General features: G+C 58.9%; 22 protein-coding genes and 3 pseudogenes. 21 read left to right on the forward strand and 4 right to left on the reverse strand.

Annotated features, from left to right (window positions below; genetic code table 11):
• Positions 1-5 precede the first annotated feature (5 nt).
• The 11 genes and pseudogenes from JFV26_RS03525 (at position 6) to JFV26_RS03570 (ending at position 10,366) form a co-directional block, all read left to right on the forward strand.
• The gene (locus JFV26_RS03525; RefSeq protein ID WP_242487734.1) at positions 6-2,273 is read left to right on the forward strand and encodes a phage tail tape measure protein; all 2,268 of its coding nucleotides are present in this window, start codon (positions 6-8) and stop codon (positions 2,271-2,273) included.
• Positions 2,270-2,401 (forward strand): hypothetical protein, encoded by a 132-nt coding sequence (locus tag JFV26_RS34080; RefSeq protein ID WP_274610321.1) that lies wholly within the window; start codon positions 2,270-2,272, stop codon positions 2,399-2,401. Before JFV26_RS03525 ends, JFV26_RS34080 begins: the two co-directional genes overlap by 4 nt.
• A complete protein-coding gene (locus JFV26_RS03530; protein ID WP_201189765.1) occupies positions 2,398-2,715 on the forward strand; it encodes a DUF2590 family protein in 318 nt (105 codons plus the stop codon). The genes JFV26_RS34080 and JFV26_RS03530 overlap by 4 nt, the downstream gene beginning before the upstream one ends.
• Positions 2,712-3,883 (forward strand): annotated as a pseudogene (locus JFV26_RS03535) (baseplate J/gp47 family protein). The gene JFV26_RS03530 and the pseudogene JFV26_RS03535 overlap by 4 nt, the downstream one beginning before the upstream one ends.
• Positions 3,880-4,404 (forward strand): phage tail protein, encoded by a 525-nt coding sequence (locus JFV26_RS03540; protein ID WP_201189767.1) that lies wholly within the window; start codon positions 3,880-3,882, stop codon positions 4,402-4,404. Before JFV26_RS03535 ends, JFV26_RS03540 begins: the two are co-directional and overlap by 4 nt.
• Before the next feature lie 8 nt (positions 4,405-4,412).
• On the forward strand, positions 4,413-6,755 hold the full coding sequence (locus JFV26_RS03545; RefSeq protein ID WP_201189768.1) for a phage tail-collar fiber domain-containing protein: 2,343 nt from the start codon (positions 4,413-4,415) through the stop codon (positions 6,753-6,755).
• A complete protein-coding gene (locus JFV26_RS03550; protein WP_207203837.1) occupies positions 6,752-7,261 on the forward strand; it encodes a hypothetical protein in 510 nt (169 codons plus the stop codon). Before JFV26_RS03545 ends, JFV26_RS03550 begins: the two co-directional genes overlap by 4 nt.
• Positions 7,251-8,179: pseudogene (locus JFV26_RS03555) on the forward strand (hypothetical protein). The gene JFV26_RS03550 and the pseudogene JFV26_RS03555 overlap by 11 nt, the downstream one beginning before the upstream one ends.
• Positions 8,176-8,721: a baseplate complex protein gene (locus JFV26_RS03560; RefSeq protein WP_201189770.1), complete on the forward strand. Its 546-nt coding sequence runs from the start codon at positions 8,176-8,178 to the stop codon at positions 8,719-8,721. Before JFV26_RS03555 ends, JFV26_RS03560 begins: the two are co-directional and overlap by 4 nt.
• The gene (locus JFV26_RS03565; protein WP_201189772.1) at positions 8,718-9,422 is read left to right on the forward strand and encodes a hypothetical protein; all 705 of its coding nucleotides are present in this window, start codon (positions 8,718-8,720) and stop codon (positions 9,420-9,422) included. Before JFV26_RS03560 ends, JFV26_RS03565 begins: the two co-directional genes overlap by 4 nt.
• Positions 9,395-10,366 carry a hypothetical protein gene (locus JFV26_RS03570; protein ID WP_201189774.1) on the forward strand — a complete coding sequence of 324 codons (972 nt, stop codon included), beginning with the start codon at positions 9,395-9,397 and terminating at the stop codon, positions 10,364-10,366. The genes JFV26_RS03565 and JFV26_RS03570 overlap by 28 nt, the downstream gene beginning before the upstream one ends.
• Before the next feature lie 7 nt (positions 10,367-10,373).
• On the opposite strand, the gene JFV26_RS03575 is transcribed toward JFV26_RS03570, so the two are convergent.
• The 3 genes from JFV26_RS03575 to JFV26_RS03585 all read right to left on the reverse strand — a co-directional run bounded on the left by JFV26_RS03575 (position 10,374) and on the right by JFV26_RS03585 (position 12,129).
• The gene (locus JFV26_RS03575; RefSeq protein ID WP_342215424.1) at positions 10,374-11,396 is read right to left on the reverse strand and encodes an acyltransferase family protein; all 1,023 of its coding nucleotides are present in this window, start codon (positions 11,394-11,396) and stop codon (positions 10,374-10,376) included.
• Between the two features lie 126 nt (positions 11,397-11,522).
• Positions 11,523-11,780: a helix-turn-helix domain-containing protein gene (locus JFV26_RS03580; protein WP_201189776.1), complete on the reverse strand. Its 258-nt coding sequence runs from the start codon at positions 11,778-11,780 to the stop codon at positions 11,523-11,525.
• Positions 11,781-11,814: 34 nt separating this feature from the next.
• Positions 11,815-12,129, reverse strand: coding sequence for a hypothetical protein (locus JFV26_RS03585; protein ID WP_201189778.1), 315 nt, complete (start codon positions 12,127-12,129; stop codon positions 11,815-11,817).
• On the opposite strand from JFV26_RS03585, the gene JFV26_RS03590 reads away from it, so the two are divergent.
• Together JFV26_RS03590 and JFV26_RS03595 are read left to right on the forward strand one after the other, a co-directional pair.
• On the forward strand, positions 12,119-12,460 hold the full coding sequence (locus tag JFV26_RS03590; RefSeq protein ID WP_201189780.1) for a hypothetical protein: 342 nt from the start codon (positions 12,119-12,121) through the stop codon (positions 12,458-12,460). The genes JFV26_RS03585 and JFV26_RS03590 overlap by 11 nt on opposite strands.
• A gap of 299 nt (positions 12,461-12,759) precedes the next feature.
• Entirely contained in the window at positions 12,760-13,428 is a 669-nt protein-coding gene (locus JFV26_RS03595) for a hypothetical protein (RefSeq protein WP_201189782.1), read from the forward strand.
• 68 nt (positions 13,429-13,496) lie between these two features.
• On the opposite strand, the gene JFV26_RS03600 is transcribed toward JFV26_RS03595, so the two are convergent.
• On the reverse strand, positions 13,497-15,851 hold the full coding sequence (locus JFV26_RS03600) for a glucose/quinate/shikimate family membrane-bound PQQ-dependent dehydrogenase (protein ID WP_201189783.1): 2,355 nt from the start codon (positions 15,849-15,851) through the stop codon (positions 13,497-13,499).
• 183 nt (positions 15,852-16,034) lie between these two features.
• Between JFV26_RS03600 and JFV26_RS03605 the strand changes: the two genes are divergently transcribed.
• The 8 genes and pseudogenes from JFV26_RS03605 (at position 16,035) to pqqD (ending at position 24,072) form a co-directional block, all read left to right on the forward strand.
• Complete coding sequence (locus JFV26_RS03605; protein WP_008067391.1) at positions 16,035-16,496, forward strand: Lrp/AsnC family transcriptional regulator; 462 nt, start codon at positions 16,035-16,037, stop codon at positions 16,494-16,496.
• Positions 16,497-16,718: 222 nt separating this feature from the next.
• Complete coding sequence (locus JFV26_RS03610) at positions 16,719-18,401, forward strand: flavin monoamine oxidase family protein (protein WP_201189785.1); 1,683 nt, start codon at positions 16,719-16,721, stop codon at positions 18,399-18,401.
• A gap of 12 nt (positions 18,402-18,413) precedes the next feature.
• Entirely contained in the window at positions 18,414-19,208 is a 795-nt protein-coding gene (locus tag JFV26_RS03615; RefSeq protein ID WP_201189787.1) for a carbon-nitrogen hydrolase family protein, read from the forward strand.
• Positions 19,209-19,256: 48 nt separating this feature from the next.
• Positions 19,257-21,689, forward strand: coding sequence for a pyrroloquinoline quinone biosynthesis protein PqqF (gene pqqF / locus JFV26_RS03620; protein ID WP_201189789.1), 2,433 nt, complete (start codon positions 19,257-19,259; stop codon positions 21,687-21,689).
• Between the two features lie 157 nt (positions 21,690-21,846).
• Positions 21,847-21,921, forward strand: coding sequence for a pyrroloquinoline quinone precursor peptide PqqA (gene pqqA, locus JFV26_RS03625; RefSeq protein ID WP_009045898.1), 75 nt, complete (start codon positions 21,847-21,849; stop codon positions 21,919-21,921).
• Positions 21,922-22,201: 280 nt separating this feature from the next.
• Positions 22,202-22,905 (forward strand): annotated as a pseudogene (gene pqqB, locus JFV26_RS03630) (pyrroloquinoline quinone biosynthesis protein PqqB).
• 142 nt (positions 22,906-23,047) lie between these two features.
• Entirely contained in the window at positions 23,048-23,800 is a 753-nt protein-coding gene (pqqC, locus tag JFV26_RS03635) for a pyrroloquinoline-quinone synthase PqqC (protein WP_201189791.1), read from the forward strand.
• Positions 23,797-24,072 (forward strand): pyrroloquinoline quinone biosynthesis peptide chaperone PqqD, encoded by a 276-nt coding sequence (gene pqqD, locus JFV26_RS03640; RefSeq protein ID WP_201189793.1) that lies wholly within the window; start codon positions 23,797-23,799, stop codon positions 24,070-24,072. Before pqqC ends, pqqD begins: the two co-directional genes overlap by 4 nt.
• Positions 24,073-24,074 lie beyond the last annotated feature (2 nt).

Consider the following 24,074-nt stretch of genomic DNA (forward strand, 5'->3'; position numbering starts at 1 on the left):
CACCCATGGCAGACCGCAGCGCCCGCCTGGCCTTCATTTTGAGCCTGACCGATAAGGTCACCGCCCCGTTGGGCAAGGTGAAAATGGGCTTTTCTGACCTGGCTGAACAGAGCCAGAAGAACATCACCCAGATGGGCATCGGCCTGGGCGGGTTGGTGGGCGCTGGTATGGCCATTTCCGGCGCCCTGGAACCCGCGCTGGAGATGAATCGCGCCCTGGGCGAAGTCCGTTCGTTGAACGTGGCAGAAGATGCGTTGAACGCGCTGAATCGCAAGTCCCTGGCGTTCTCGGTTGCTTACGGCGAGAACGCCAGGGACTTTGTGGCCTCGGCGTATCACATTGAAGGGGCTATAAAGGGGCTGGTTGGCAATCAGCTGGCTACCTTCACCAATGCCAGTAACCTCTTGGCCAAGGCCACCAAGTCCGATGCGGACACCATGGGCACCTACGTCGGCACGATGTACAACCTGTTCAAAGGCCAGGCCGACGCCATGGGGAAAGGCCAATGGGTGGAAACCTTGGCGGGCCAGACAGCCACGGCCGTCCAGCTGTTTCGCACCAGTGGCGAGCAGATCGGGGAAGCCTTCAAGGCCGCCGGCGGCCTGGCCAGCACTGCAGGTGTGAGCCTGGCGGAACAAATGGCTGTCCTGGGCACACTGGGCAGCACCATGGACGGCGGCGAGGCTGGCGGCCTGTACAAGTCGTTTTTCGAGAACGTCAGCGGGGCATCAGAAAAACTCGGTATGTCCTTTGTCGACCAGCAGGGCAAGTTGTTGCCCATGATGGCCATCCTGGACAAGCTCAAGGGCAAGTTTGGCGATCTGTCGATTGAGGCCAACGGCAAGCAGCTGCGCGATGCCTTCGGCGGTGAAGCGGCGCGGCTGATCACCACTTTGCTGGGCGATACCGATCGCTTGAAGAACGGCATGGACCAGTTGGGTAACGTGCGCGGACTGGAAAACGCCAAGAAGATGGCCATGGACATGGTTGACCCGTGGCAACAGTTCGCCTCCGCTGTGCAGGCGCTGCGCATCGCGTTTGGTCAATCCCTAATGCCGATCCTGCAACCACTCATGGCCAAGCTGACGGGCGTGGCCACCACCTTGACGCGCTGGTCCCAGCTATTCCCGAACATCACCCGCGTGATCAGCATCACCATGTTGACGGTGTTCGGCATTGTGGCGGCGCTGTCGTTGCTCACACTGACGGTGGGCGTGTCGAAAATGGTCTGGCTGGGCCTGGTCACCGTGTGGAAAGTTCTAACAATGGTCGGCCTTCGCAGTATCGCCATGTTCCTTTACCACACGGTGATGACCGTGGCGTTTGTCGCGGGCCTGGTGCTGATGGTCGCGTGGATGGGGCTCGTTAAAGGCGCGATGCTGCTGTGGCAAGGGGCGATCTGGCTGGTCAACACGGCCTTACTGGCCAACCCGGTGACCTGGATCGTCCTGGGTATTGTCGCCTTGGTCGCGGTCGTGGCGGCAGCGATCGTCTACTGGGACGAGTGGACCAGCGCCCTGATGAACACCGAGGCGTTCAAGTGGGTCAGTGCCCAACTGACAGCACTGTCTGACTGGTTTGGTTCGATGGGCGGCTGGTCAGGCATGGCAAGCGCCGCATGGGACGCCATCGTCACCATCTTTAAACAGGCCATCAATGGCTTGATCGAGATGCTGAACAAGATCCCCGGTGTGCAAATCGACGCGGCTTTTGGCGACATGCCGGCAGCGCCAGACTTGCCCACCATCACCGCCCCGAGTGTCGAGGCACCGTTGCTGCCGCAACTGGTCAGCGGCCCCCAGCAGCCGATCCAGGCGCCGCCCCTGGTACTGGCTGCTACGTCCAAGGCACCAGCACCGGCTATGCCAACGCTCAATACCTTGCAACCACCAGCCCAAGCCCCGGCCCTGGTGTTGGCCGCAGCGCCGAAGGTTCCGGCGCCGGTCATGCCAACGCCTGCAGCTTTGCAGCCCCCAGCCCAACCGCCGGCCCTGGTAACTGCTCCGGTACCGAAAGCACCAAAGCCGATCGCTCAGCCCATGACGTTCCCGGAACTGCCGCGCAGGGTGCCGGCACTGGTGGCAATGCCAGCAGTGAAAACGCCGGCGCCGATCGGGCCGCAGCTCACCGTCTCGCAACCCATGCAACTGCCACGCCTGGTAACGGCCCCGGACCCGACCGAAAAGGCCGAGCAAAGCCAGCAACGCATCAATGGATCTGTGGCCAGCCTGTCACCTAAACGGCCCGACGCTGTGCCCGGGGCGGCCTGTTGAGCAGCATCCAGAACAACAACCAAACCCAGAACAAGGGCACGCACGTGGAGAACATCAACATTCAAACCAGCAAACCGATGAACCCGCTGGAACTGGAAAGCATGATGGCCATGGCGGTGGGCGGATGAGCGAGTACATCGACCTGCTGATCATCGACAACGACCTGGTACTGGACCCCTCCCGTCAGCCGTTGCTGATCGAGGACCGGGCCAGCATCGCCCAGGACATTGCGCACATGATCCGTGAAAGCGGCTTGCTGGTGACGCTGGTAGCCGAACGCAGCAAGTTGCGTCAACGCGACTGCATCCAGCAACTGGAACTGCTGGTAGAGGCCGACGAACGCCTGGTACCCGGCACTGCACTGATTAACCAGGTGCAATCCGGCCAGTACCTGGTCACGGCTAAAACTCTGAAGTTCGGTGACATCGAGGTGACGTTGTGAGCGACGTGGATTTTAAACAGGCGCTTGCAGACGCCGGCATTCCGACCACCGAGGACGGCTTGCGCAAGGCCTGGGAAAAGGAAGTAGCCGACCAGGGCAGCAAGCTAAGCAACACCAGCGCCTATTCGCCGTTCTGGCGGTTGATCACCGCCCTGGTGACCAAGCCTGTGTTGTGGCTGATCAGCTTTATCAGTGACACAGTGCTGCCCAACTTCTTTGTGAAAACCGCTCGTGACAAGTGGCTGGACATGCTGGCCTGGGCGGTCAACACCGGGCGTAAAGGTGCGACCAAGGCCAAGGGCGTCTTGCTGTTTACGCGGAATGTCGCTGGCGGCGTGCTGGACCTACCCGCCGGCGTCCTGGTGCAATCTGCAGCGATCAACGGCCGTATCTATCAGTTGGTCACTACCCAGGCGGTCACCTTTGCTGACGGTCTGATGCAGTTGGAAGTCCCGGTAGAGGCGCAGGAAGTCGGCAGCGGCTACAACCTGGCCCCGGGTTACTACGCGATTCTCCCGGTCCCGATTGCCGGCATTGCCCAGGTGGTGAACCCTGATGGCTGGCTGATCGCACCAGGTGCAGATCCTGAGCCAGACGATCAGCTGCGTTTGCGAGTGCGTAACCAGTTCTCGGCGGTCAACCAATGGCATACCGACGCGGTATACCGCGCCATGATTTCCGCCTTCCCTGGCGTGCGTCCGGACGGCGTGTATTTCCTGCACGGCGCGCCCGGGGCCCAGGCAGTGCCAATGCCTATGTGCTGTTTGACGCAGACGTGCCGGCGGCGACTTACCTGGAGCAAATCAACAGTCATATCCGTGACCAGGGCAACCATGGCCACGGTGATGATCTGTTGGTGATGGTGATGCCGGAAACCCAGCACACGGTGAGTCTGACCCTGTGGCCACGTCCGCTGTTGACCGCAGATCAGCGGGCCAAGCTGCAGGCGGAAGTAGCTCTGTTCATTCGTGCAGCCTTCCGCGAAAGCGGCACCGGCGACTATCAGCCGACGCTGACTTATCCACAGTCGCGATTCTCGTTTAGCCGCCTGGGGGAAGAACTACACCAGCAGTTCGCCGGCATCGAATCGCTGCACTTCAATAACGTCGACATCGTGTCAGAGCTGAACATTCCCAGGATTAAAAGCCTGCAGGTGGTGTTGTCATGATCAAGCTCAAATTGCCGTTCTGGTTGGATGGGGTCGAACTGACCAAGCTCAAAGCTGCCAGCCAAAGGTGGTGGGAGACAGTCGAGGGTTGGTTGCAATGGCCATTGCTGCAGATGGATGCGGACACCTGCCACCTGACCATCCTCGATCTGCTGGCCTGGCAGCGGGACATCACCCGCTTCAAGGACGAGCCTGAAAGTCTGTACCGCTTGCGGGTCAAGTTCGCCTTTATCAACGCGGTCGACGCGGGCAGCGTGTCAGGGCTCAAACGCATCCTGGAGCGCCTGGGCGTGGGGTACGTCGAGATAAACGAGCGCTTGCCCGATCGTGACTGGGACGTGGTGCTGTTGCGCCTCTCCGACTCCCAGCTGTCGCAAAACCCGGAGCTGATGCGCGTGCTGATTCAGCAGTACGGCCGCACCTGTCGGCGTTACGACTTCGTGACCATCACCCCCGTATCACTGCGCATCGTCGCGGTGGACTTTAACGACGATCAGCAAACGCTGGTCGCCAGCCTGTAGGAGCCCCCATGGGAGCCAGCATTACCCTTGCAGGTGAAAGCCTGATCGCGCAGAAACTTGGCGCACAACAGTCACTGATCGTCACCCGCTTTGTCCTGGCCAACGTGCCCGGGCTTGACCCCAACAAAGCGGTGGACCGGGCAACGGGCAAGCCGGCGATCGCGCAAATCGTTGGCACCTTTGACGTGACCCAGAAGGGCTTCGTGAACCCGAACCAGGTGGTTTACAGCCTGATGATCGGTAGCGATATCGGGGACTTCGACTTTAACTGGATCGGTCTCGAAACCAGCGAAAACGTGCTGCTGGCCGTGGCTTACCTGCCGGTGCAGCAAAAGCGCCGGAACATTCCGCCCCTGCAGCTGGGCAACAACGTCACTCGCAACTTCCTGGTGGTGTTCGACGGCGCCCAGGCGCTGACCGGGATCAAGATCGATGCCAGCACCTGGCAGCATGACTTCACTGTGCGCCTGGCTGGCATCGATGAGCGCGAACGCCTGAGCAACCGCGATGTTTACGGGCGGGCCTGCTTCCAAGGCAGTGCGTTGGAGCTGGAGAAAGTAGGCAGCGCGTATCAGCTGAAACCAGGGATCGCTTATGTGGAAGGGATTCGCCTGGAGCGCAAAAGCGCGCAGCCGGTCGCAGTCCCATCAATCCCGAACAAGGCCTGGCTGGATGTCGTCCTGCAACGTGAACTGAGCGACGTTATCGGGGCGTTCCAGGTGGTGTTCGGTGACGGAAAAGTGGACTACACCGACAGTGCTGGGGCCAGGCATTACCTGGTGCCGCTTGCGGACTTGCCCAGCACAAGCGTAATCACCGACCTGCGTGCCGTGGAGCCGATCGCCAGTGAGCTGATCAAGCACCTGGCAGCTCGCACCGGTGACTATCCGAATTTGCGTGCCCGGGGAACAAAAAAGGAAGACGTTGGCCTCGATCAGATCCCCAACGCGATTAGCGATGATGCCAACAGCAACAAAAGCGACGTGCTGGCCACCACCAAAATGGTCAATGCGGTCCGCACGCTGCTGAACAGTGCAATCAAGGCGATCGTGGATGGCACCACGGCCGCCGGCAAGGCCACGCAGTTGGTAACCGCTCGCACCTTTAGGTTTCGCGGCGCGGCAACCGGTAACGCCACCTTCGACGGCACTGCAGATCCGGACATCGTGCTGACCCTGGCTGACAGCGGTGTCGCCGCTGGGGGGTATACGAAAGTCACCGTCAACGTGAAAGGTTTGGTAACGGCAGGCAGCAACCCCACCACGCTGGGCGGCTACGGCATTACTGATGCGTACACAAGAACGGATGCCTACAACGCTTTTGTGAAACAAGGCGGTGGGATCGGCCAGTCCAGCAATAGGGTCTATATCGGCTGGTCTCCTGCCGGTCTAAAGGCTACTGTTGACGAATTAGACTTGGGACGGATCTGGAGTGAAAACAACTACAACCCTGACAGTAAAGCAGATAAAGCAACCACGCTTAGGGGTTATGGCATAACTGATGCGTACACCATTGATCAAACTAACCAACAGATCAATTACAGGGTAATTCGCGACGGGATCACGTACGCAGGTTTCGCAAGCAATGACGTGACCCTCCCTTACTTTCGACGAGAGTCAGATGGGCAAGTTCATTACCTTCAGACAAGATTGGGTTTCACACCCATACAACAAGGCACTGGGATCGGTCAATTAGCAAACACAGTCAAGATAGGTTGGGCAGGCAACGGCGGACTTAAGTTAACCGTGGACTCATCTGACCTGGGAAATTTTTGGTATTCAGGCAACTTTGACCCCGACAAAAAAGCTAATTGGGGTAACTCACTAGCGGCATATGGTATTACCAATGCCTACACCATGGATCAAACCAACCAACAACTATTGCTCAGGGTAGTGGGAGATCGTGTTTCTGACGTTGGGTTTGCCAGTGGCAACCCTACTGCCCCTTACTTTCGTCATAAAGATAATGGGCAAGTTTACTACCTACAGCCGCAGCTTGGGTTTACCCCTGTTGAGCAAGGTGGAGGTAGCAACCAATCAACAAATAAAATTCGATACGGCTGGGACGCACAAGGGAGGGGGATGCGTATTCAGGTCGACTCAACTGATATGGGCATTCAGTGGGGCGAACAAACATTTTACCGGCCCGACAGTAATAATTTTATGCCGGTCGGAGTAACCGGCACAACAGTGCAACTTCCAGCTGGCGGTTCTTGGTGCTATTCGCTTATGCACTACTTTGCTGATGGTAGGGGTGTGACAGGAAGGAGTGGGCACGCACCAGGTGGCACTGTAATTTCATTCGGCGGCGGAACCACGATATATGGCTTCGCATGGAGATACGCACCGTGACCAAAGAACCTGATACTGAAAAATCTACACAAGAGACACCAACACCACCAAGCGAACCGTCAAGTCCGGCGACCGCTAACGTAATAGTGAGCTTCAGTGACGTAGCCGTAAAAAAAGACGGAACGTATGTTGTTACTGTCGCGGGCAATCGTTGTCATGTGACCAAAGGTTACAACGCGCCGCTTTATAAGGCTGTTCGGGTTTACTTGAAGGCGGGTGGTGATTTTACGGAGTATGCAGAAGACATCATTGTCGAGTCAGATCCTTTAATGCTCGCCCGGCTGTGGGTTGAAATGAACTTACAAAAATCTGAAAGCATCGTCTCTCAGTACCGAGACGCACGCGACCTGGGCGAAGATCCTCCCATTACGCCCGACCAGTTCACCGCCTTACTGATGTGGCGCAAAGCGGTTCGCGAGTGGCCGAAGGAAAAAGATTATCCAGCAGAGTCTGGCCAGCCAAGTGTCCCTGACTGGCTAAAACCGGTGCTACAAAATGACGACTAGCTGGCCACCGGTGGCGATGCGTTGGCCTGAGCAGGCCACCCAATGGATGGAACAACTGTCTGCCGCCCACACTCTGGCCAGCAGCGAACAGGCCAGCACCGCCAAGCGCCTGGCCGACCTCAACGGCAAAACCTCCACCAACCCGGGTCCAGTAGGAGGTGCTGCCCAGGGCGCGATCACCGCCGGCCGTGCCGCGCTTGCCAATCAGATGGGCGAGGCGCCGGCATGCCTGGTGGTGACACCGTTCCAAAGCGGTATTGGCCAGGGCCGTGGCTACCAGCGTTTCCTGTCCGCACCCAACTTGCTGCAGCAGCTCGCCGGCAAACTGGTGGACGTGAGCGACACCGGCCGGCCTGACGGTCCCCAGTTCGCCCTATGCCTGATGTTCCTGGCCACTCGGTTCGATCAGTTGGCCGAGAGCCTGGCGCGCTTCAATGCTTTGTTGCCGATGCCCGACCTGGTACGAGCAGAGCGCCGAGCGCGGCACCTGTCAAAGCTGGAAACGGAAAAGTGGGAGATTCCCAACGCCGGCGCCTTGCCTCGGTGGCAATTGCTGCCCCTGGAGCGTTGTACGGTGGTCAAGGCAGCCCAACAATCCATGGCCGGCCAGCTTTCCGTCCTGGAGAGCTACGCCGCCGATAGCTCGCCCATGGCGGATCTGTCAGCCATGGCCACGCGTAAAGCTGCTCAACAAAAGAGCCGCGACCAGGTGCTGGCCGACCTGAAAGCGTCACTTGCCGGCGGAAGTCCAGATAGCAGCATGCGCGCGCGCCTGATCGGCCCCGGCAACGCTACCGAGCTGCGCCGTGCGCTGTTGGAAGGTGACGCCCCGGGCATGAGTGGGTTTTGTGTGCCGGCGCGCTGCTGGTGGGATCTGAACAAGGTCTGAGCTTTGTACGCGAGCTGGTGGGCCTATGACGCTGTTACTCGATGGGCAAGAGGTACGCGGTAAGAACCTCAAGGTCACCGGCAATCTGCGCATTGAAAGTGACGATTTGTCAGGCCAAACCAGCAACACCGACAAGGGCCACAAGGGCTTTAAGCCCAAGACCCTGACCGTCACCCTGATGATTCCTTTTGTTGACCAGGTGCAACTACGCGACCTGATGCGCCTGGTGGAAGCGACCGCCGGCGGTGGCCAGCTCAAGACATATCGGATCGTCAACGACACGGCGGCGGCCTTCGGTATTCGCCAGGTGACGTTCACCGAAGGCGTGAGCGCCCGGGAAGACGACAACCTGCGCGGCTGGCTGATCCAGTTCACGCTGTCTGAAAAACTATCTAACCCTGAAAAAGTGGAAGGGCGGCGATCGGGTAACGCAGTGAAAGCGCAATCTGGCCCCGGTGGGGCAGTCGGCGGTACCGGTGGCGACTCCACCGACGCGCCGGAGGAACTGACCGGGTTTGAAGCTACGCTGAAAAAAGTCGATACCTGGCTGGGTGGGGAGGCCAAACCATGAAACTACACAAGGTATTGACCATTAACGGCGCCCCCTACGTCCTGGTGAAAAACGAAGTCCGACTGGATACGAAAAGCCCCGGCCGGGCCTCATTCACCATTCAGGCCAAGGCCCCGGTGAAAGGCCTGGTGACGCTCGATATCGGCTACAACGACAGCACGCTGCAGCGTCACTTTATCGGCTACGTTGAACGCTGCAGTACGTCCAGCAGCGTCCAGCAGGTCGTGTTCTGCCGCGAGCTGGCCGCGATCCTGGCCAACCCGTTGCCGCTGAACCTGCGTCACGTCGACCTGCGTGCCGTCCTGGTCGAGATCGGGCAGCACACCGGGTTGCGCTTCCGTGTGCCGGAGCAAGCCTATGCCGGTGTGAAGGCGCCATTTTTCTACAGCCTGGCTGCCGGCTATCAAGCCATGGACAGCCTAGCCCGGGTTTTCAACATCCCCGACTTCATCTGGCAACAACAGGGTGACGGCGAAGTGTTCGTGGGCAGTTGGGCCGATAGCTTCTTTGGCGTCCGCTCGCCGCTGCAACTGCCGGTCGAGCTGTTCGACGACTACCAGGGCAACCAAAGCGCGATGATTGCAGCCCTTCCCGGGTTGCGACCAGGTGCAACGATCAACCACGGCGAGCGCATCACCAGTGTGGCCCTCGTCGACAACCAGATGGCCATCCGATGGACGACGCAATACGCCGCAGCGTAGAACGACAATTTCCCGAACTCACTGGCGGATACCACCTGCCGCGCTTTGCCCGAGTTATCGCTGTGGCCGATGCCCCGGCCGGCGCCGGGATCTGCGACGACTTCCGCCCGCGCTATGCGGTCGACATCGAGATCATGGGACCGGACGGCGAGCCAGATCCGAAACTGCCAGTCCTTGCCGGCGTGCCGTTGCCGCTGCCCACCGGTGGCGAGGAAATGGGCATTTACGCTTTCCCCGAGGAAGGCACCCAAGTTGTGGTGTGTTTTGCCTATGGCCTGCCACACAAGCCCTATATCCAAACGATCCTGCCCCACGGCCTGAGCATGCCCAGCGTGCCGAAAGGTGACCAGGTGTGGCAACACAGCGAAGCCTGCCAACAACGTGTCGACGCCGACGGTAACTGGCTACGCCAGACTGACGGCAAGATTCTGGACAAGGCTATCGAACGGGAAGTGGAAGCCATGGGTAACACTGAGCGCTTCCAGAACCACACCAGAAGCGTCGACGATCATTCAACCGAGTCAGTGGGTGGAATCAAGAAGATCGAGGCGCTGGGCGCGCTCAAGCTGTTGTCGGGTGGATCAGCGAGCCTAGCGGCGGTGGACGATCTGCACCTGGCCACCGGACGGGACTTGAACCTTGTAGTGGGGCAAAAGTACAACGCCACGGTGGGGGGAGACATGCAGGAAATGATTCAAGGGCTACGTAAGAGCGTGGCGGCAGTCAGTCAGCGGCTGACTGCTCCCAAGACCTGGTTGGGCTCGGAAGGTGTCAACGTGCTGCAGGTGTTGTGCGACTTGATCGACCTGGTGGACCTGATGAATGCCCAAATTGCTGTACATGCTCACGTACCAGGCCAACCACCCAGTAATGCGGCGGTATTCACTCAAGCCTCCGCAACTGCCAAGCAACAAGCCGTGAAGTTGAAACCCATCACGGCCTGATGCTGGGTTACGCAACAGTCGCGGCACTGACCCGGCTACGGGTCTTTCGATGCACGTAATTCAACGCGGGTTTTTCAATCAATAGCCACGATATCGTGGCTAGAACAACGACAACTGCAATGGTTGCCAGCATTGAGGCGTAGAAGCCCAGGCTGGTGGTGTTGATCATGAGCTGCTGAACCGGGAAGGCGTAGAGATACATTCCATAGGACACATCAAATCGAGATTGAATAATCCGGTCCTTACAGAGCGTCCCGACTGACAGGACCAAGAGGCTGACGCCGATGGTCGCAAGCACCATAACGAACGGGGTATTAAGCGAAACCAGCACAAGCGCCGCCGACAGTACCCCGGCCAGTAGTTTTGCTTTCGCACTGCTGAATGCACTCCGATAAAAATACAACGAAGCCCCCACGAAGAAAGCGATTCCAACCGTTGAGTACACTAAAAACTTCGGTGCCATTGGGTGTACCGACTTGGTGCAGAGGTAGGCCGTTACACAAAAGGCAAGCGTCATGAGCAAAGGCATAGCCGCTTTACGTAGGACCATCAGCGCCAGTGCAAGCGCGACGTAGAAACCGAACTCAATCTTTAACGTCCACAAACTGCCGTTAAACGAATCCTTGAAAATAAAGTCGCTAGTGATGTCCCCTATGTCTGCGCGACCAAAAGCTGACACCTTCAAAAAGTCGGTTAACGCCTCTAGGCTGAATGCAAAACCGAAGCCGCCTTGCTTGCTGAACGCAGTGCCGAGGATGTAAACCATCACGAATGCACATGCGATCAACGCAGGGAAAATTCTCGCTATTCGCTTCGCCATATAATTGGAAAAGCTCGGAGTGTTTAAAAAGCTCTGAGTAATCAGGAAACCAGAAATGGCGAAGAAGGCCAGTACAGCAATCGCCCCTAATGAGTTGTAGCCTTGCAGCACAGGTTCTTGTTGGCCGGAAAGAGCGTAATGGTGGCTGACCAATACAGCCAATGCCGCTATGTGCCTTATCAGGTCGAATGAGTTGTCGCGATTAATCACGCACGGCTCCGTTTGTCATAAGCATCCATTAGAAATCTGTGCATGGTGGCTCGCCGCTTGGCGGGCCTATAACGTCCCCAGCGGCTACCTCAGCCGTCGACAACCTTGGCGGCTGTGGTTTTTACCCTAGCGCTGCTCAAGAGCCGCCAACACATGCCCTGGGTCATTGTGTATGGCACGCAGCAGTGCCCGTGCAGGGCCTTCTGGCTCCCGTCGACCTTGCTCCCAGTTCTGTAGCGTTCCCACAGCAACATCAATCGCTTTGGCAAAGCGCGCCTGAGAAAGCCCTGTGGCCTTGCGGATCATTTTGACCTTCACCGCGTCCACATGGAACTCACGGGATGGCGGACGTTCACCACGGTCAATTTCGTCCATCTGGGTCATGCTTTCGACCAGACGGTTGAATAGATTTTTTCCATCATTTCCACCCTCTGTTTAATTCTGCCAGTACTTTCTTTTCCGCTAGGGACAGATCGTCTTTGATCCCTTTACGGTAGATCAGGATCAACCGGATCTGGTAAGCCGCTGATAGGTGGAAATAGATCACCCGAACCCCACCGCTCTTACCTTTCCCGTTAGCGCTCCAGCGGACTTTCCTCAGTCCATTGGTGCCTTGGATCACATCACCAGCCGTTGGGTTTTCGGCTAGATATTCTTGAAATTCGCGATAGCTTTCATCGCTCAGAAGCTCGCCCAGGTCTTCCGTGAATATGGGGGACTCAATGAATATCATCTCTATGCGCTATCCGTCATTGGCGTATATTCAGATTAATCGCTCGGCTCCTGCCGCGCAACATCCAGACGATCTATTTTTTCAACCCTTGAAAGCGGCAAAAACCTCGGCCGACAAAAAAATCTTCATGAAAAAGCACTTATCCCCCTCCCGCCGACGGGCTTTGCGTTCCTTTTTTGTGCAAACCCACAGGGTGGTGCAATCAGGGCGCCAGGCCACGCCGGCCCTGGGGCTTCACGGGGTAACGGTGATTGCACGATGTGAAAGGTTTTGCAAAGAAGTGCAACGGCCGAGTCAGAAAGTGTCCAAAAAGTGTCCAAAACTTTTATGACCCCGTGGGAAATATGGGGCCACAGACCAATAAAAATGGCAGTTTCTAGAGTTTTCCTAATAGACATTGGTACTTTTTTTGGGCTCATAATCCCTTGGTCGTAGGTTCGAGTCCTACTGGGCCCACCAAACAAAAAGCCGCGTATATACGCGGCTTTTTCGTGCCTGGGGTTCTGGTTTTGTTTTGCGCACCACATTACGCAGCCGTCACTACTGGCCAACCCCTATCAACTTTGGGTATGGTCGCGCTTCGTCGTCGAAGGACCTGTTCGACGTAACTAAGACAAAAGGAATTTGCAGATGAAGAGCGCCATTTTCACTAGCCTGCTTACCGCGCTGGTTACCGCAGGCATTCCTGCAATGGCCCAGGCAAAGGCGAGCGTCGCTGAGGTTTTCAACGGGGACATGCTTGGCACTGATTTGCGTTACTTCGAATCCGTCGCCGGTATTGCGCGGGAAACCGCAGGTGACCAGCACACCTACAAGGTCGAAGGGTGTGAGATCACGGCGACAGCGGGCGGCGGCACGATCAGCGCTTTACGCATGGAACTTTCGCCTAAATGCCCGGCCGACTTGAAATCATTCATCGGTGACTCGTTCGCGCCCCCGGCGAGCAAACCGCTGACCTTTGGTAACTTTCAGGAAGCCGCCGGTGATATCAGTTTCTACGCCGACTGCCTGACCATGTGTGGCAATGCGGCCGACCCTTCGGTTTATGCCTTGTGGGATGGACCGCACGCGGCGAACTTCCGTCAGGTACTGCTGGAAGTTGTACTGGTCAGCGATCAAGCACTGGAAGCGTCCAATCAATGGCAAGCCAGCATGACCAAGGTCAAAGGCGAAGACTTCGTTACAGAGACCCGCTTCAACTGCGAGCGAACATTTGATGAGCCCGCGCAGAAAAGCTTTCAAGCGGTGCAGGTCACAGCCATCACTATCGGCTCGGAACTGACTAAACCTGGCTGCTGATTCGGCTTGGCCACGCTGACGAAAAAGCCGCGCAATCGCGCGGCTTTTTCATACCTGCCATTCAGTCCTTACTGAGGCAAAGCATACGCAATCACATAGTCCCCCCGATCCGGCGACTGCCGCGCACCGCCCACCGTCAGCAGGATGTACTGCTTACCGGTCTTGGGCGAAACGTAGGTCATCGGCCCGGACTGACTGCCCACCGGCAACCGTGACTTCCAGATCTCATTACCGTTGCCGGTATCAAAGGCACGCAGATAGAAATCCTGAGTCCCGGCGAAGAACAGCAGCCCCGACTGAGTCGCCAGCGAAGCGCCGAGCGTCGGCATGCCGATCGGGATCTGCAAGTGCATGCGGATGCCCAGCGGGCCGGTGTCCTGTACGGTGCCGACCGGGACTTGCCAGATCAGTTTGTGGGTCTTGAGGTCGATGGCGGACATGGTGCCAAACGGTGGTTTCTGGCATGGAATGCCGGCCGCCGAGAGGAAGCGCTCGCGCATGGCGCCGAACGGGGTGCCTTCTTGCGGGACGACGCCCATTTCAATACCGCTGGCCCCGGCGGCGATTTTGTTGCGCGGGATCATGTAGTTGGCCAGGCCCAAGCGCATGTCGTTGACGAACATGTAATTCGTGTTCGGATCGACCGAGACGCTGCCCCAGTTCATGCCGCCCAGGGAACCCGGGAATTGCAACGCACGATCAAGCCCCGGCGGCGTATAGACGCCTTCGTGGCGCATGCCTTTGAACTGGATGCGGCACATCAACTGGTCGAACGGCGTAGCGCCCCACATATCGGATTCGGTCAGGGTCTGGTTGCCGATTGACGGCATGTCCACCGAGAACGGCTGGGTCGGCGAGTAGCGTTCGCCTGGCACGTTGCCTTGCGGGACCTTGCGCTCTTCGACGCGGGCGATCGGCACGCCGGTCTCACGGTTGAGCAGGAAGATCTCGCCTTGCTTGGTGACTTGTGCCAAGGCTGGCTGGGTGCCGCCCTTGTCGTCCGGCACGTCGTAGAGGAGTGGTTGTGCCGGCAGATCGAAGTCCCAGAGGTCGTGGTGAGTGGTCTGGAAGTGCCAGCGTACCTGACCGGTTTTCACGTCGAGGGCGACGATGGACGAATTCCACTTGTCATCGAGTGCCGTACGTTGGCCGCCAAAGAAATCCGGGGTGGCGTTGCCGGTCGGCAAGTAGACCAGACCCAGTTTGGCGTCGTAGGACATGGCCGACCAGACGTTCGGTGTGCCACGGGTATACGTCTCACCGGCCGGCGGGCGTTTGGTGGTGTTCGGATTGCCCGGATCCCACGCCCAGGCCAGCTCACCGCTGCGCACATCGTAGGCACGGACCACGCCTGGCGGTTCGCCGGTGGAGTAATTATCGGCCACGCGGCCACCGACGATCACCACATTGCCGGCAACCAACGGCGTTGAAGTCTGCTGGTAGTAACCCGGTTTGACTTCGCCCATGTCGGTTTTCAGATCGACGGTGCCTTTGTCGCCAAAGTCTTCGCACGGCTTGCCGGTTTCGGCATTGATGGCGATCAAGCGGGCATCGCCGGTCGGCAGGAACAGACGTTTCGCACAGACGGTTGGTGTGTTGTCCGCAGACGCAGGCGTTTCTGAGTAACCCAGGCCACGGCAACGCTGCCAGTTTGGCGCGGTGCCTTGCGGGTCGAACTTCCAGCGCTGAGTGCCGGTGTCGGCGTCCAGGGCGAAGACTTTGCCGTAAGCGGTGCAGGTGTAGACCGTGTCACCGATTTGCAGCGGGGTATTCTGGTCTTCGGCGCCAGCGCCAGTGCTGACCGGGATGTCGCCCGTATGGAAGGTCCAGGCGACCTGCAATTTGTCGATGTTGCCTTTGTTAATCTGGTCCAGCGCGGCGAAGCGGTTACCGGCGGTGGTGTTGCCCCAGTGGGCCCAGTCTTTCTGTTCGGTGCCCGGAGTGACCGGTGTTACTGCAGGTTCGGTGGTGGCTTTGACCACATGCGTCGGCACGAACATGTAGGCCAGGGTGACGACGACGCCTACACCCAGGAGGCCGGCCAGACCATACGCGCCGCGACCCGCTGTCGCGCCAGATGCGCGCACCAGCGTCGGATAGATCAGCGCGACGACCAACCCAATCACGGCGAAAGTCAGTACGCGGGAAACCAGCGGCCAATAGTCGAAACCGCTGTCCCAAACGGCCCAGATCGCTGTGAGAATCAGCGCCACGCCATACAGCCACGCACCTTGCGGCTTACGCCGGGCAACCATCAACCCGGACACCAGCATCGCCAGGCCCATCAGCAGGAAGTACCAACTCCCGCCCAAAGTCGCCAGGTAACCGCCGCCACCGGCCAGGCCGAACCCGATCAAGGCGATCAGGACACCCAGCCCACGCAGCAACCACTTGCTGCCGGTGGCAGCCCCAGAATTATTCATGTCGGAAGATTTCCCCATTTGTGACAAGAGCGAAATTATGTACCACCTAGTTACTTATGACAATTTGTCGCAGGCAAAAATGTTCTGAACGGTACAAAGCACTGCTGAAATAACCGCTACGAGCGCTGCGTGGGATGTGTCTGTAACATGCTGCCCATCGATGTTTGCCGCTGGAGACGACCCTTGCCTGACACCCGCCCGCCCGTTCTTGACGAAATCGACCGCCAGTTGATCGCTGCCTTGCAGATCAATGCCCGTGAAAGCGTGGCCATGCTCGCCCGGCAACTGGGCATCGCCCGGACCACGGTCACGTCACGATTGGCGCGGCTGGAAAAGGCCAGGGTGATTACCGGTTACGGCGTGCGCCTTGGGCAGCGTGTGGTGGATGGTGGGTTGCAGGCGTATGTCGGGATTACCGTGCAGCCGCGTTCTGGCAAGGAAGTGCTGCGCCGGCTGAGTGCGATGGCTCAAGTGCAGCAGTTGTGTGCGGTGAGTGGCGAATTTGATTATGTGGCGTGGCTGCGGACCGACTCGCCGGAGCAGCTGGATCAGTTGCTGGATCAGATTGGCAGTGTGGATGGGGTGGAGAAGACAACCACTTCGATCATTTTGAGTAGCAAGATTGATCGAGGGCAGCCGGTTTGAGTTTCGGGCCGGTATTTTTGTGGTGATGGTTAGGCCTCCTTCGCGGGCAAGCCTCGCTCCTACCTGGGCAGTGTGCAGCTTTAGATCGTCATATTGATCAAGTAACTGGCATAACGACGACACATTGCGTCTTATTAACGTGTTCTACGCGCTCTAGAATGGCTGCCATCTTTTCCTATACTCAGACGCGCATCCCGCGTCGGGGCGCCAGCAAGGTCAGCCATGAACAAGAATAATCGCCATCCTGCAGACGGTAAAAAACCAGTCACCATTTTCGGCCCGGACTTTCCGTTCGCCTTCGACGACTGGATCGAGCACCCCGCCGGCCTGGGCAGTATTCCTGAGCACAACCATGGCGCCGAAGTGGCGATCGTCGGTGGCGGCATCGCCGGTTTGGTCGCGGCTTACGAGCTGATGAAACTGGGTTTGAAACCCGTCGTCTACGAAGCCTCGAAAATGGGCGGTCGTCTGCGCTCCCAGGCGTTCAACGGCGCCGAAGGCATCATCGCCGAGCTCGGCGGCATGCGTTTCCCGGTGTCGTCCACCGCGTTTTATCACTACGTCGACAAGCTCGGCCTGGAAACCAAACCGTTCCCGAACCCGCTGACGCCTGCGTCCGGCAGCACGGTGATCGACCTGGAAGGCCAGACCCATTACGCACAAAAATTGGCGGATCTTCCTGCGCTGTTCCAGGAAGTGGCTGACGCTTGGGCGGACGCGCTGGAAGACGGCTCGCGCTTCAAAGAGATCCAGCAAGCGATCCGCGACCGCGACGTGCCTCGCCTCAAAGAGCTGTGGAACACCCTGGTTCCGCTGTGGGACGACCGCACCTTCTACGACTTTGTCGCCACCTCCAAAGCCTTCGCCAAGCTGTCGTTCCATCACCGCGAAGTATTTGGCCAGGTCGGTTTCGGCACTGGCGGCTGGGACTCTGACTTCCCGAACTCGATGCTGGAAATCTTCCGCGTAGTAATGACCAACTGCGACGATCACCAGCATCTGGTAGTCGGCGGCGTCGAGCAAGTGCCACTGGGCATCTGGCGCCACGTGCCGGAACGTTGCGTGCACTGGCCGGAAGGTACCAGCCTCAGTTCCTTGCACAGCGGTGCCCCGCGCACTGGCGTGAAGAAAATTGCCCACGCGGCAGACGGTCGTTTTGCCGTCACCGACAACTGGGGCGACACCCGCGAATACGCCGCCGTACTGACCACCTGCCAGAGCTGGCTGCTGACCACCCAGATCGAATGCGACGAAACCCTGTTCTCGCAAAAGATGTGGATGGCTCTCGACCGCACTCGCTACATGCAATCGTCGAAAACCTTCGTGATGGTCGACCGTCCATTCTGGAAGGACAAGGATCCGGAAACCGGTCGCGACCTGATGAGCATGACCCTCACCGATCGCCTGACCCGTGGCACTTATCTGTTCGACAACGGCGACGACAAGCCGGGCGTGATTTGCCTGTCGTACTCGTGGATGAGCGACGCGTTGAAAATGCTTCCACAGCCGGTGGAAAAACGCGTGAAGCTGGCACTGGATGCGTTGAAGAAGATCTACCCGAAAGTCGACATTGCCGCGCGGATCATCGGTGACCCGATCACCGTGTCCTGGGAAGCCGACCCGCATTTCCTTGGCGCCTTCAAAGGCGCCCTGCCCGGCCACTACCGCTACAACCAGCGCATGTACGCGCACTTTATGCAGGACGACATGCCAGCCGAGCAACGTGGGATTTTTATCGCTGGTGACGACGTTTCGTGGACGCCGGCCTGGGTTGAAGGCGCGGTGCAGACCTCGCTCAACGCGGTGTGGGGCATCATGAAACACTTCGGCGGTGCAACTCACGCCGAGAACCCGGGTCCAGGAGATGTGTTTAACGAGATCGGTCCGATCGCCCTACCCGAGTAAGAGGAATCCGAAATGCGCGTAGCCCTTTACCAATGTCCACCGCTGCCCCTGGACGTCGCCGGCAATCTGCAACGTCTGCATCAATTGGCGCTGGAGGCCAAAGGTGCCGACTTGCTGGTGCTGCCGGAGATGTTCCTGACCGGTTACAACATCGGCGTCGATGCGGTGAACGTCCTCGCGGAGGTGCACAACGGTGAGTCGGCGCAGCAGGTCGCGCGCATTGCCAAAACGGCGGGGATCGCCATTTTGTATGGCTATCCCGAACGCACCGAAGACGGCCAGATCTACAACTCGGTGCAGTTGATCGACGCCCATGGCGAACGCCTGTGCAATTACCGCAAGACGCACCTGTTCGGCGACCTTGATCACTCGATGTTCAGCGCCGGCGGGGATGATTTCCCGCTGGTTGAACTCAATGGCTGGAAGCTTGGCTTCCTGATTTGCTACGACATGGAATTCCCGGAAAACGCCCGGCGTCTGGCCCTGGCCGGCGCCGAGCTGATTCTGGTGCCGACGGCGAACATGATTCCCTTCGATTTCGTCGCTGACGTCACCGTCCGCGCCCGAGCCTTCGAAAACCAGTGTTATGTGGCTTATGCCAACTACTGCGGCCACGAAGGCGAGATCCACTATTGCGGCCAAAGCAGCATCGCCGCGCCGGATGGCAGCCGTATCGCCCAAGCCGGACTGGATGAAGCGTTGATTGTTGGCGAGTTGGACCGGCAGTTGATGGTCGATTCCCGCGCCGCCAATCGCTACCTGCTTGATCGCCGCCCCGAGCTGTATGGCGAGCTGAACAAGCGCTGAGTGACCGTTATCCGCTAGCATTAGCGCTTCTCTGTTCTGGAAGTGCTCATGCCTGCGCCGAATCCCCTTCGCCCCCACACTGAAACCCTGGCCAACGGCCTGCGGGTAACGCTGCGTCATGCCCCGAACTTGAAGCGCAGTGCGGCGGCGTTGCGGGTGGCTGCCGGCAGTCATGACGTGCCTCTGGCCTGGCCCGGATTGGCGCATTTTGTTGAGCATCTGCTGTTTCTGGGGACCGAGCGCTTTCCTACCGGGCAAGGGCTGATGGCTTACGTCCAGGGCCATGGCGGCCAAATGAATGCGCGCACCAGTGAACGCGCCACGGACTTCTTTTTCGAGTTATCGCCACAGGCATTTAGCGGTGGACTGGAGCGTCTGTCAGACATGCTCGCCCACCCGCGTATGAATTTGGAAGACCAGTCGCGGGAACGGGAAGTGTTGCAGGCAGAGTTTGTTGCCTGGTCCGAGGATGCGACGGCGCAGCAGCAACTGGCGCTGTTCGATGGGCTATCCAAGGCTCACCCGCTAACGGGATTCCACGCGGGTAACCGAGACAGTCTGCCGGTGCCGCAGCCTGAATTTCAGCAGGCGTTGAAAGACTTCTATCAGCGGTTTTATCAAACCGGGCAGATGACGTTGAGCCTGGCTGGCCCGCAGAGTCTTGATGATCTGAAGGCAATGGCAGAGGCGTTCGGCGCAGTGATTGCTCAGGGTGAAAAAGCCCTACAGCAACCGCCTACTCTTCTGATGGACTCTTCGGACAATAGTTATCAACAGGTCGGTGAACGTCGGCTGGATCTGCTGTTCACTTTCGAAGCGCTGCCTGAGTCGTCAGCCGAGACGTTGGCATTCCTGTGTCATTGGTTGAACGCCGCAAAGCCCGGTGGCCTGCTCGCCAAGCTGCAAAGCAGCGGTTTGGCCGACAGCCTGAAAGCCGCGCCGTTATACGAGTTCGCCGGACAGGCCATACTGCATATCGAGTTCAAATTACTCGCCAATGCAACGCCTGCGGCGATCCGTGAACAACTGATGGATTGGCTGGGATACTTTGCCGCTCAACAAGACCGGAACGAGTTACGCGAAGAGTACGCGACCCTGCTGCTACGCCAGCAGCAAGTCAGCAGCGCGTTGCAACTGGCCAAGCGTGACAGCGAACAGCTTGAAATCGGTTTATCCGAACAAGGCGTTGCAGCCCTCAAGGAAGCCCTGAAGCAAATCGGCGCTGTGGATAACTTCAGCGGCCAATGGCAACTGCCGGCACCCAACCCGTTTTTGCGTTCCGAGGCACCCGCCGCCAACGCCGGGCTGATCCGTGGCCAGACCAGCGCCCACCGAGGTTTGCGCACCTTTGCCCAGGATCGCTCACGGGGTCGTCGCGAACGTTCGCCGATGCAGTTCAGTCAGGCGTTGCCGGGGAATACTGATGAGGGCGCCATTTACCTGCGCTGGCGTCTGGACTCGGTGCCGGACAGCCACCTGCAATCGAGCCAGGAACACAGCCTTAAGCCTCTGCGCGAGGACGCCCGTCAGGCAGGTGTCGACGTGTCCTTCAGCGCCACGGGTAATGAATGGCTGCTGAAAATGACGGGGCTGCAAGAGCCGATGCCGACAGTCCTCGAACATGCGCTGAGTGCGCTGGCAAAACTTGATGCCGATTTCCCACAAGGAGAACCGGCAAGCCCTGCGTTGATGCCAATCAGGCAGTTGCTCAAAGCACTGCCCGAGCATTGCGTTCAACACACCGCCAACTCGGCCGACCTGCAACAACTGTGGTCAAGCGCACGTTGGGATGGCCTGGCAGTCGGTCTGTCAGCACAGACACAAGCGGCCATGGGCGTTACCTTGAATCGTATCCCCGGCACTGCAGACAATCAAATGTCACCTGCGCCATCGATAAACTCACAGCATCTGTGGCACACCATCGAAACCGGGTCCAGCGAACACGCGCTGCTGCTCTTCTGTCCGACAGCCACTCAGGACATTTCTGACGAAGCTTGCTGGCGGCTGCTCGCCCATCTGCTCCAGACACCGTTCTACCAACGCCTGCGGGTCGAGCTGCAACTGGGTTACGCCGTGTTCAGCGGACTGCGCCAGATAAACGGCCAGACCGGTTTGCTGTTTGGTGTGCAATCACCCAATGTCACTGCTGCTGATTTGCTGGAACACATCGAACACTTCCTGCGCGGACTGGCCGAGCACATCCAAAGCACCGATGACGCGACTTACCTTGCGCAACGCCAGGCCCTTGCCGATCAATTCGACAGCGCCACCCTGCCCTGCGCCCAGGGCGCCGAATTGCTATGGCAGGGCAAACTGGCCGGCCACTCGTCGGATTACCTGCCGCAACTGTCCGAGGCGATTCTGGGGACCGACCGAAGCGAGCTGCTCGCCGCCGCCCAACACCTGAATAACGCCGAAGGTGGCTGGCGCTGCCTGGCCAGCGAGGCTTGTCCGGGCGCACCTTGGCAAGTGGCAAAATGATCATTACCGACGCTGCAATTAGCTTTCTCAAAGTTTCACGGGCAACGGCTCGGTAATTTTGAGTAACATAGCCACCTAACTATCTGAACATCTCCGGCAGGAGATGGACTATATGTATAGGTCTCAACTGTCCCATCCACCTGAAAGGAGCATTCCCATGTCCTGGTCCAAACCTGCTTACACCGACCTGCGTATCGGCTTTGAAGTCACCATGTACTTCGCAAGCCGCTAAGTTTGTATTGTTGTGCAACGCCTCGGTCTGCCGAGGCGTTTTTATTTTCAGTGTTCAAAATGATGGAGCGGCCATGTTTGTCCAGATTCTAGGTTCCGCCGCCGGCGGTGGTTTCCCGCAGTGGAATTGCAACTGCGTGAACTGCGCAGGTTTTCGCGACGGCAGCCTGAATGCCAAGGCGCGGACCCAATCGTCCATCGCGATTTCCGATGACGGCGTGAACTGGGTGTTGTGCAATGCCTCGCCGGACATCCGCGCCCAGCTCCAGGGCTTCGCCCCGATGCAGCCGGGCCGCGCCCTGCGTGATACCGGGATCAGCGCGATCATCCTGATGGACAGCCAGATCGACCACACCACCGGCTTGCTGAGCCTGCGCGAAGGTTGCCCGCATCAAGTCTGGTGCACCGACATGGTCCACGAAGACCTGAGCAGCGGTTTTCCGCTGTTCACCATGCTGACCCACTGGAACGGCGGGCTGGACTGGAACCGCATCGAACTCGACCAGAGCTTCACCGTCCCGGCCTGCCCGAACCTGCGCTTCACCCCGCTGCCACTGCGCAGCGCCGCACCGCCCTACTCGCCGCACCGCTTCGACCCGCACCGGGCGACAACATCGGTCTGATCGTCGAAGACATCAGCACCGGCGGCAAACTGTTCTACGCACCGGGCCTGGGCAAAGTCGACGCGCCGCTGCTGGACATCATGGCCGGCAGCGATTGCCTGCTGGTGGACGGTACGATGTGGGATGACGATGAAATGCAGCGCCGTGGCGTCGGCACCCGCACCGGTCGGGAAATGGGTCACCTGGCGCAGAACGGCCCTGGCGGCATGCTGGAAGTGCTGGAACAACTGCCCAAACAGCGCAAAGTGCTTATCCACATCAACAACACCAACCCGATTCTTGATGAGGATTCGCCGGAGCGGGCGGAGTTGGCGCGGCGTGAGGTTGAAGTGGCGTATGACGGCATGAGTATTGTGTTGTAGCTGATGGCCCCTTCGCGGGCAAGTCGGAACGCCGCCCGCTCGCTCCTACAGGGTTAGGCAATCCCCTGTAGGAGCGAGGCTTGCCCGCGAAGGCGTCCGACCAGACACCAAAGAATCCACCGGTCCGACCCGGAGAACCGAAATGACTGACACCGCAATGTCCCCTACCGAATTCGAAGCCGCCCTGCGTGCAAAGGGCGCCTACTACCACATCTACCACCCCTATCACGTGGCGATGTACGAAGGCCGGGCGACCCGCGAGCAAATCCAGGGCTGGGTGGCCAACCGTTTCTACTACCAGGTGAACATTCCGCTCAAGGACGCCGCGATCCTCGCCAACTGCCCGGACCGCGAAATTCGTCGCGAATGGATTCAGCGCCTGCTCGACCACGACGGCGCCCCCGGCGAAGACGGCGGCATCGAAGCCTGGCTGCGTTTGGGCCAAGCCGTTGGCCTCGACCCGGATCAATTACGCTCCCAAGAGCTGGTGCTACCCGGCGTGCGTTTTGCCGTGGACGCCTACGTCAATTTCGCCCGTCGGGCCAGTTGGCAGGAAGCCGCCAGCAGTTCGCTGACCGAGCTGTTCGCGCCGCAGATCCACCAGTCGCGCCTGGACAGTTGGCCGCAGCATTACCCGTGGATCGACCCGACCGGTTACGAGTATTTCCGTACTCGCCTGGGCCAGGCCCGTCGCGATGTCGAGCACGGTCTGGCGATCACCTTGCAGCACTACACCACCCGGGAAGGCCAGGAGCGCATGCTGGAAATTCTCCAGTTCAAACTGGACATTCTTTGGAGCATGCTCGATGCCATGACCATGGCCTACGAGCTGAATCGCCCGCCGTATCACAGCGTGACCGAGCAGCGGGTCTGGCATAAAGGAATCATCTTATGAGTTTCGACCGCAGCAAAACCCCGACCTGGCGTACCGGCTACCGTTACCAGTACGAACCGGCGCAGAAAGGCCATGTGCTGCTGTACCCGGAAGGCATGATCAAACTCAATGAAAGCGCCGCGTTGATCGGCGGTTTGATCGACGGCCAGCGTGATGTGGCCGCGATCATTGCCGCACTGGACGCGCAGTTCCCCGGCGTGCCTGAACTCGGTGAAGACATCGAGCAATTCATGGAGGTCGCCCGTGCTCAGCACTGGATCGAACTTGCCTGATT

Source organism: Pseudomonas sp. TH31 (assembly GCF_016650815.1).
GTDB lineage: Bacteria > Pseudomonadota > Gammaproteobacteria > Pseudomonadales > Pseudomonadaceae > Aquipseudomonas.

Bases quoted from the DNA above. Each gene is read 5' to 3' on its own strand.
- JFV26_RS03615 (WP_201189787.1), top strand. From the start codon at position 18,414: ATGCGCGTAGCCCTTTACCAATGTCCACCGCTGCCCCTGGACGTCGCC.
- JFV26_RS03530 (WP_201189765.1), top strand. From the start codon at position 2,398: ATGAGCGAGTACATCGACCTGCTGATCATCGACAACGACCTGGTACTG.
- JFV26_RS03525 (WP_242487734.1), top strand. From the start codon at position 6: ATGGCAGACCGCAGCGCCCGCCTGGCCTTCATTTTGAGCCTGACCGAT.
- pqqC (WP_201189791.1), top strand. From the start codon at position 23,048: ATGACTGACACCGCAATGTCCCCTACCGAATTCGAAGCCGCCCTGCGT.
- JFV26_RS03560 (WP_201189770.1), top strand. From the start codon at position 8,176: ATGACGCTGTTACTCGATGGGCAAGAGGTACGCGGTAAGAACCTCAAG.
- JFV26_RS03610 (WP_201189785.1), top strand. From the start codon at position 16,719: ATGAACAAGAATAATCGCCATCCTGCAGACGGTAAAAAACCAGTCACC.
- JFV26_RS03570 (WP_201189774.1), top strand. From the start codon at position 9,395: ATGGACGACGCAATACGCCGCAGCGTAGAACGACAATTTCCCGAACTC.
- JFV26_RS03590 (WP_201189780.1), top strand. From the start codon at position 12,119: ATGAATATCATCTCTATGCGCTATCCGTCATTGGCGTATATTCAGATT.
- pqqF (WP_201189789.1), top strand. From the start codon at position 19,257: ATGCCTGCGCCGAATCCCCTTCGCCCCCACACTGAAACCCTGGCCAAC.
- JFV26_RS03545 (WP_201189768.1), top strand. From the start codon at position 4,413: ATGGGAGCCAGCATTACCCTTGCAGGTGAAAGCCTGATCGCGCAGAAA.
- JFV26_RS03585 (WP_201189778.1), bottom strand. From the start codon at position 12,129: ATGATATTCATTGAGTCCCCCATATTCACGGAAGACCTGGGCGAGCTT.
- JFV26_RS03600 (WP_201189783.1), bottom strand. From the start codon at position 15,851: ATGAATAATTCTGGGGCTGCCACCGGCAGCAAGTGGTTGCTGCGTGGG.
- JFV26_RS03580 (WP_201189776.1), bottom strand. From the start codon at position 11,780: ATGACCCAGATGGACGAAATTGACCGTGGTGAACGTCCGCCATCCCGT.
- JFV26_RS03565 (WP_201189772.1), top strand. From the start codon at position 8,718: ATGAAACTACACAAGGTATTGACCATTAACGGCGCCCCCTACGTCCTG.
- JFV26_RS03595 (WP_201189782.1), top strand. From the start codon at position 12,760: ATGAAGAGCGCCATTTTCACTAGCCTGCTTACCGCGCTGGTTACCGCA.
- JFV26_RS03540 (WP_201189767.1), top strand. From the start codon at position 3,880: ATGATCAAGCTCAAATTGCCGTTCTGGTTGGATGGGGTCGAACTGACC.
- pqqD (WP_201189793.1), top strand. From the start codon at position 23,797: ATGAGTTTCGACCGCAGCAAAACCCCGACCTGGCGTACCGGCTACCGT.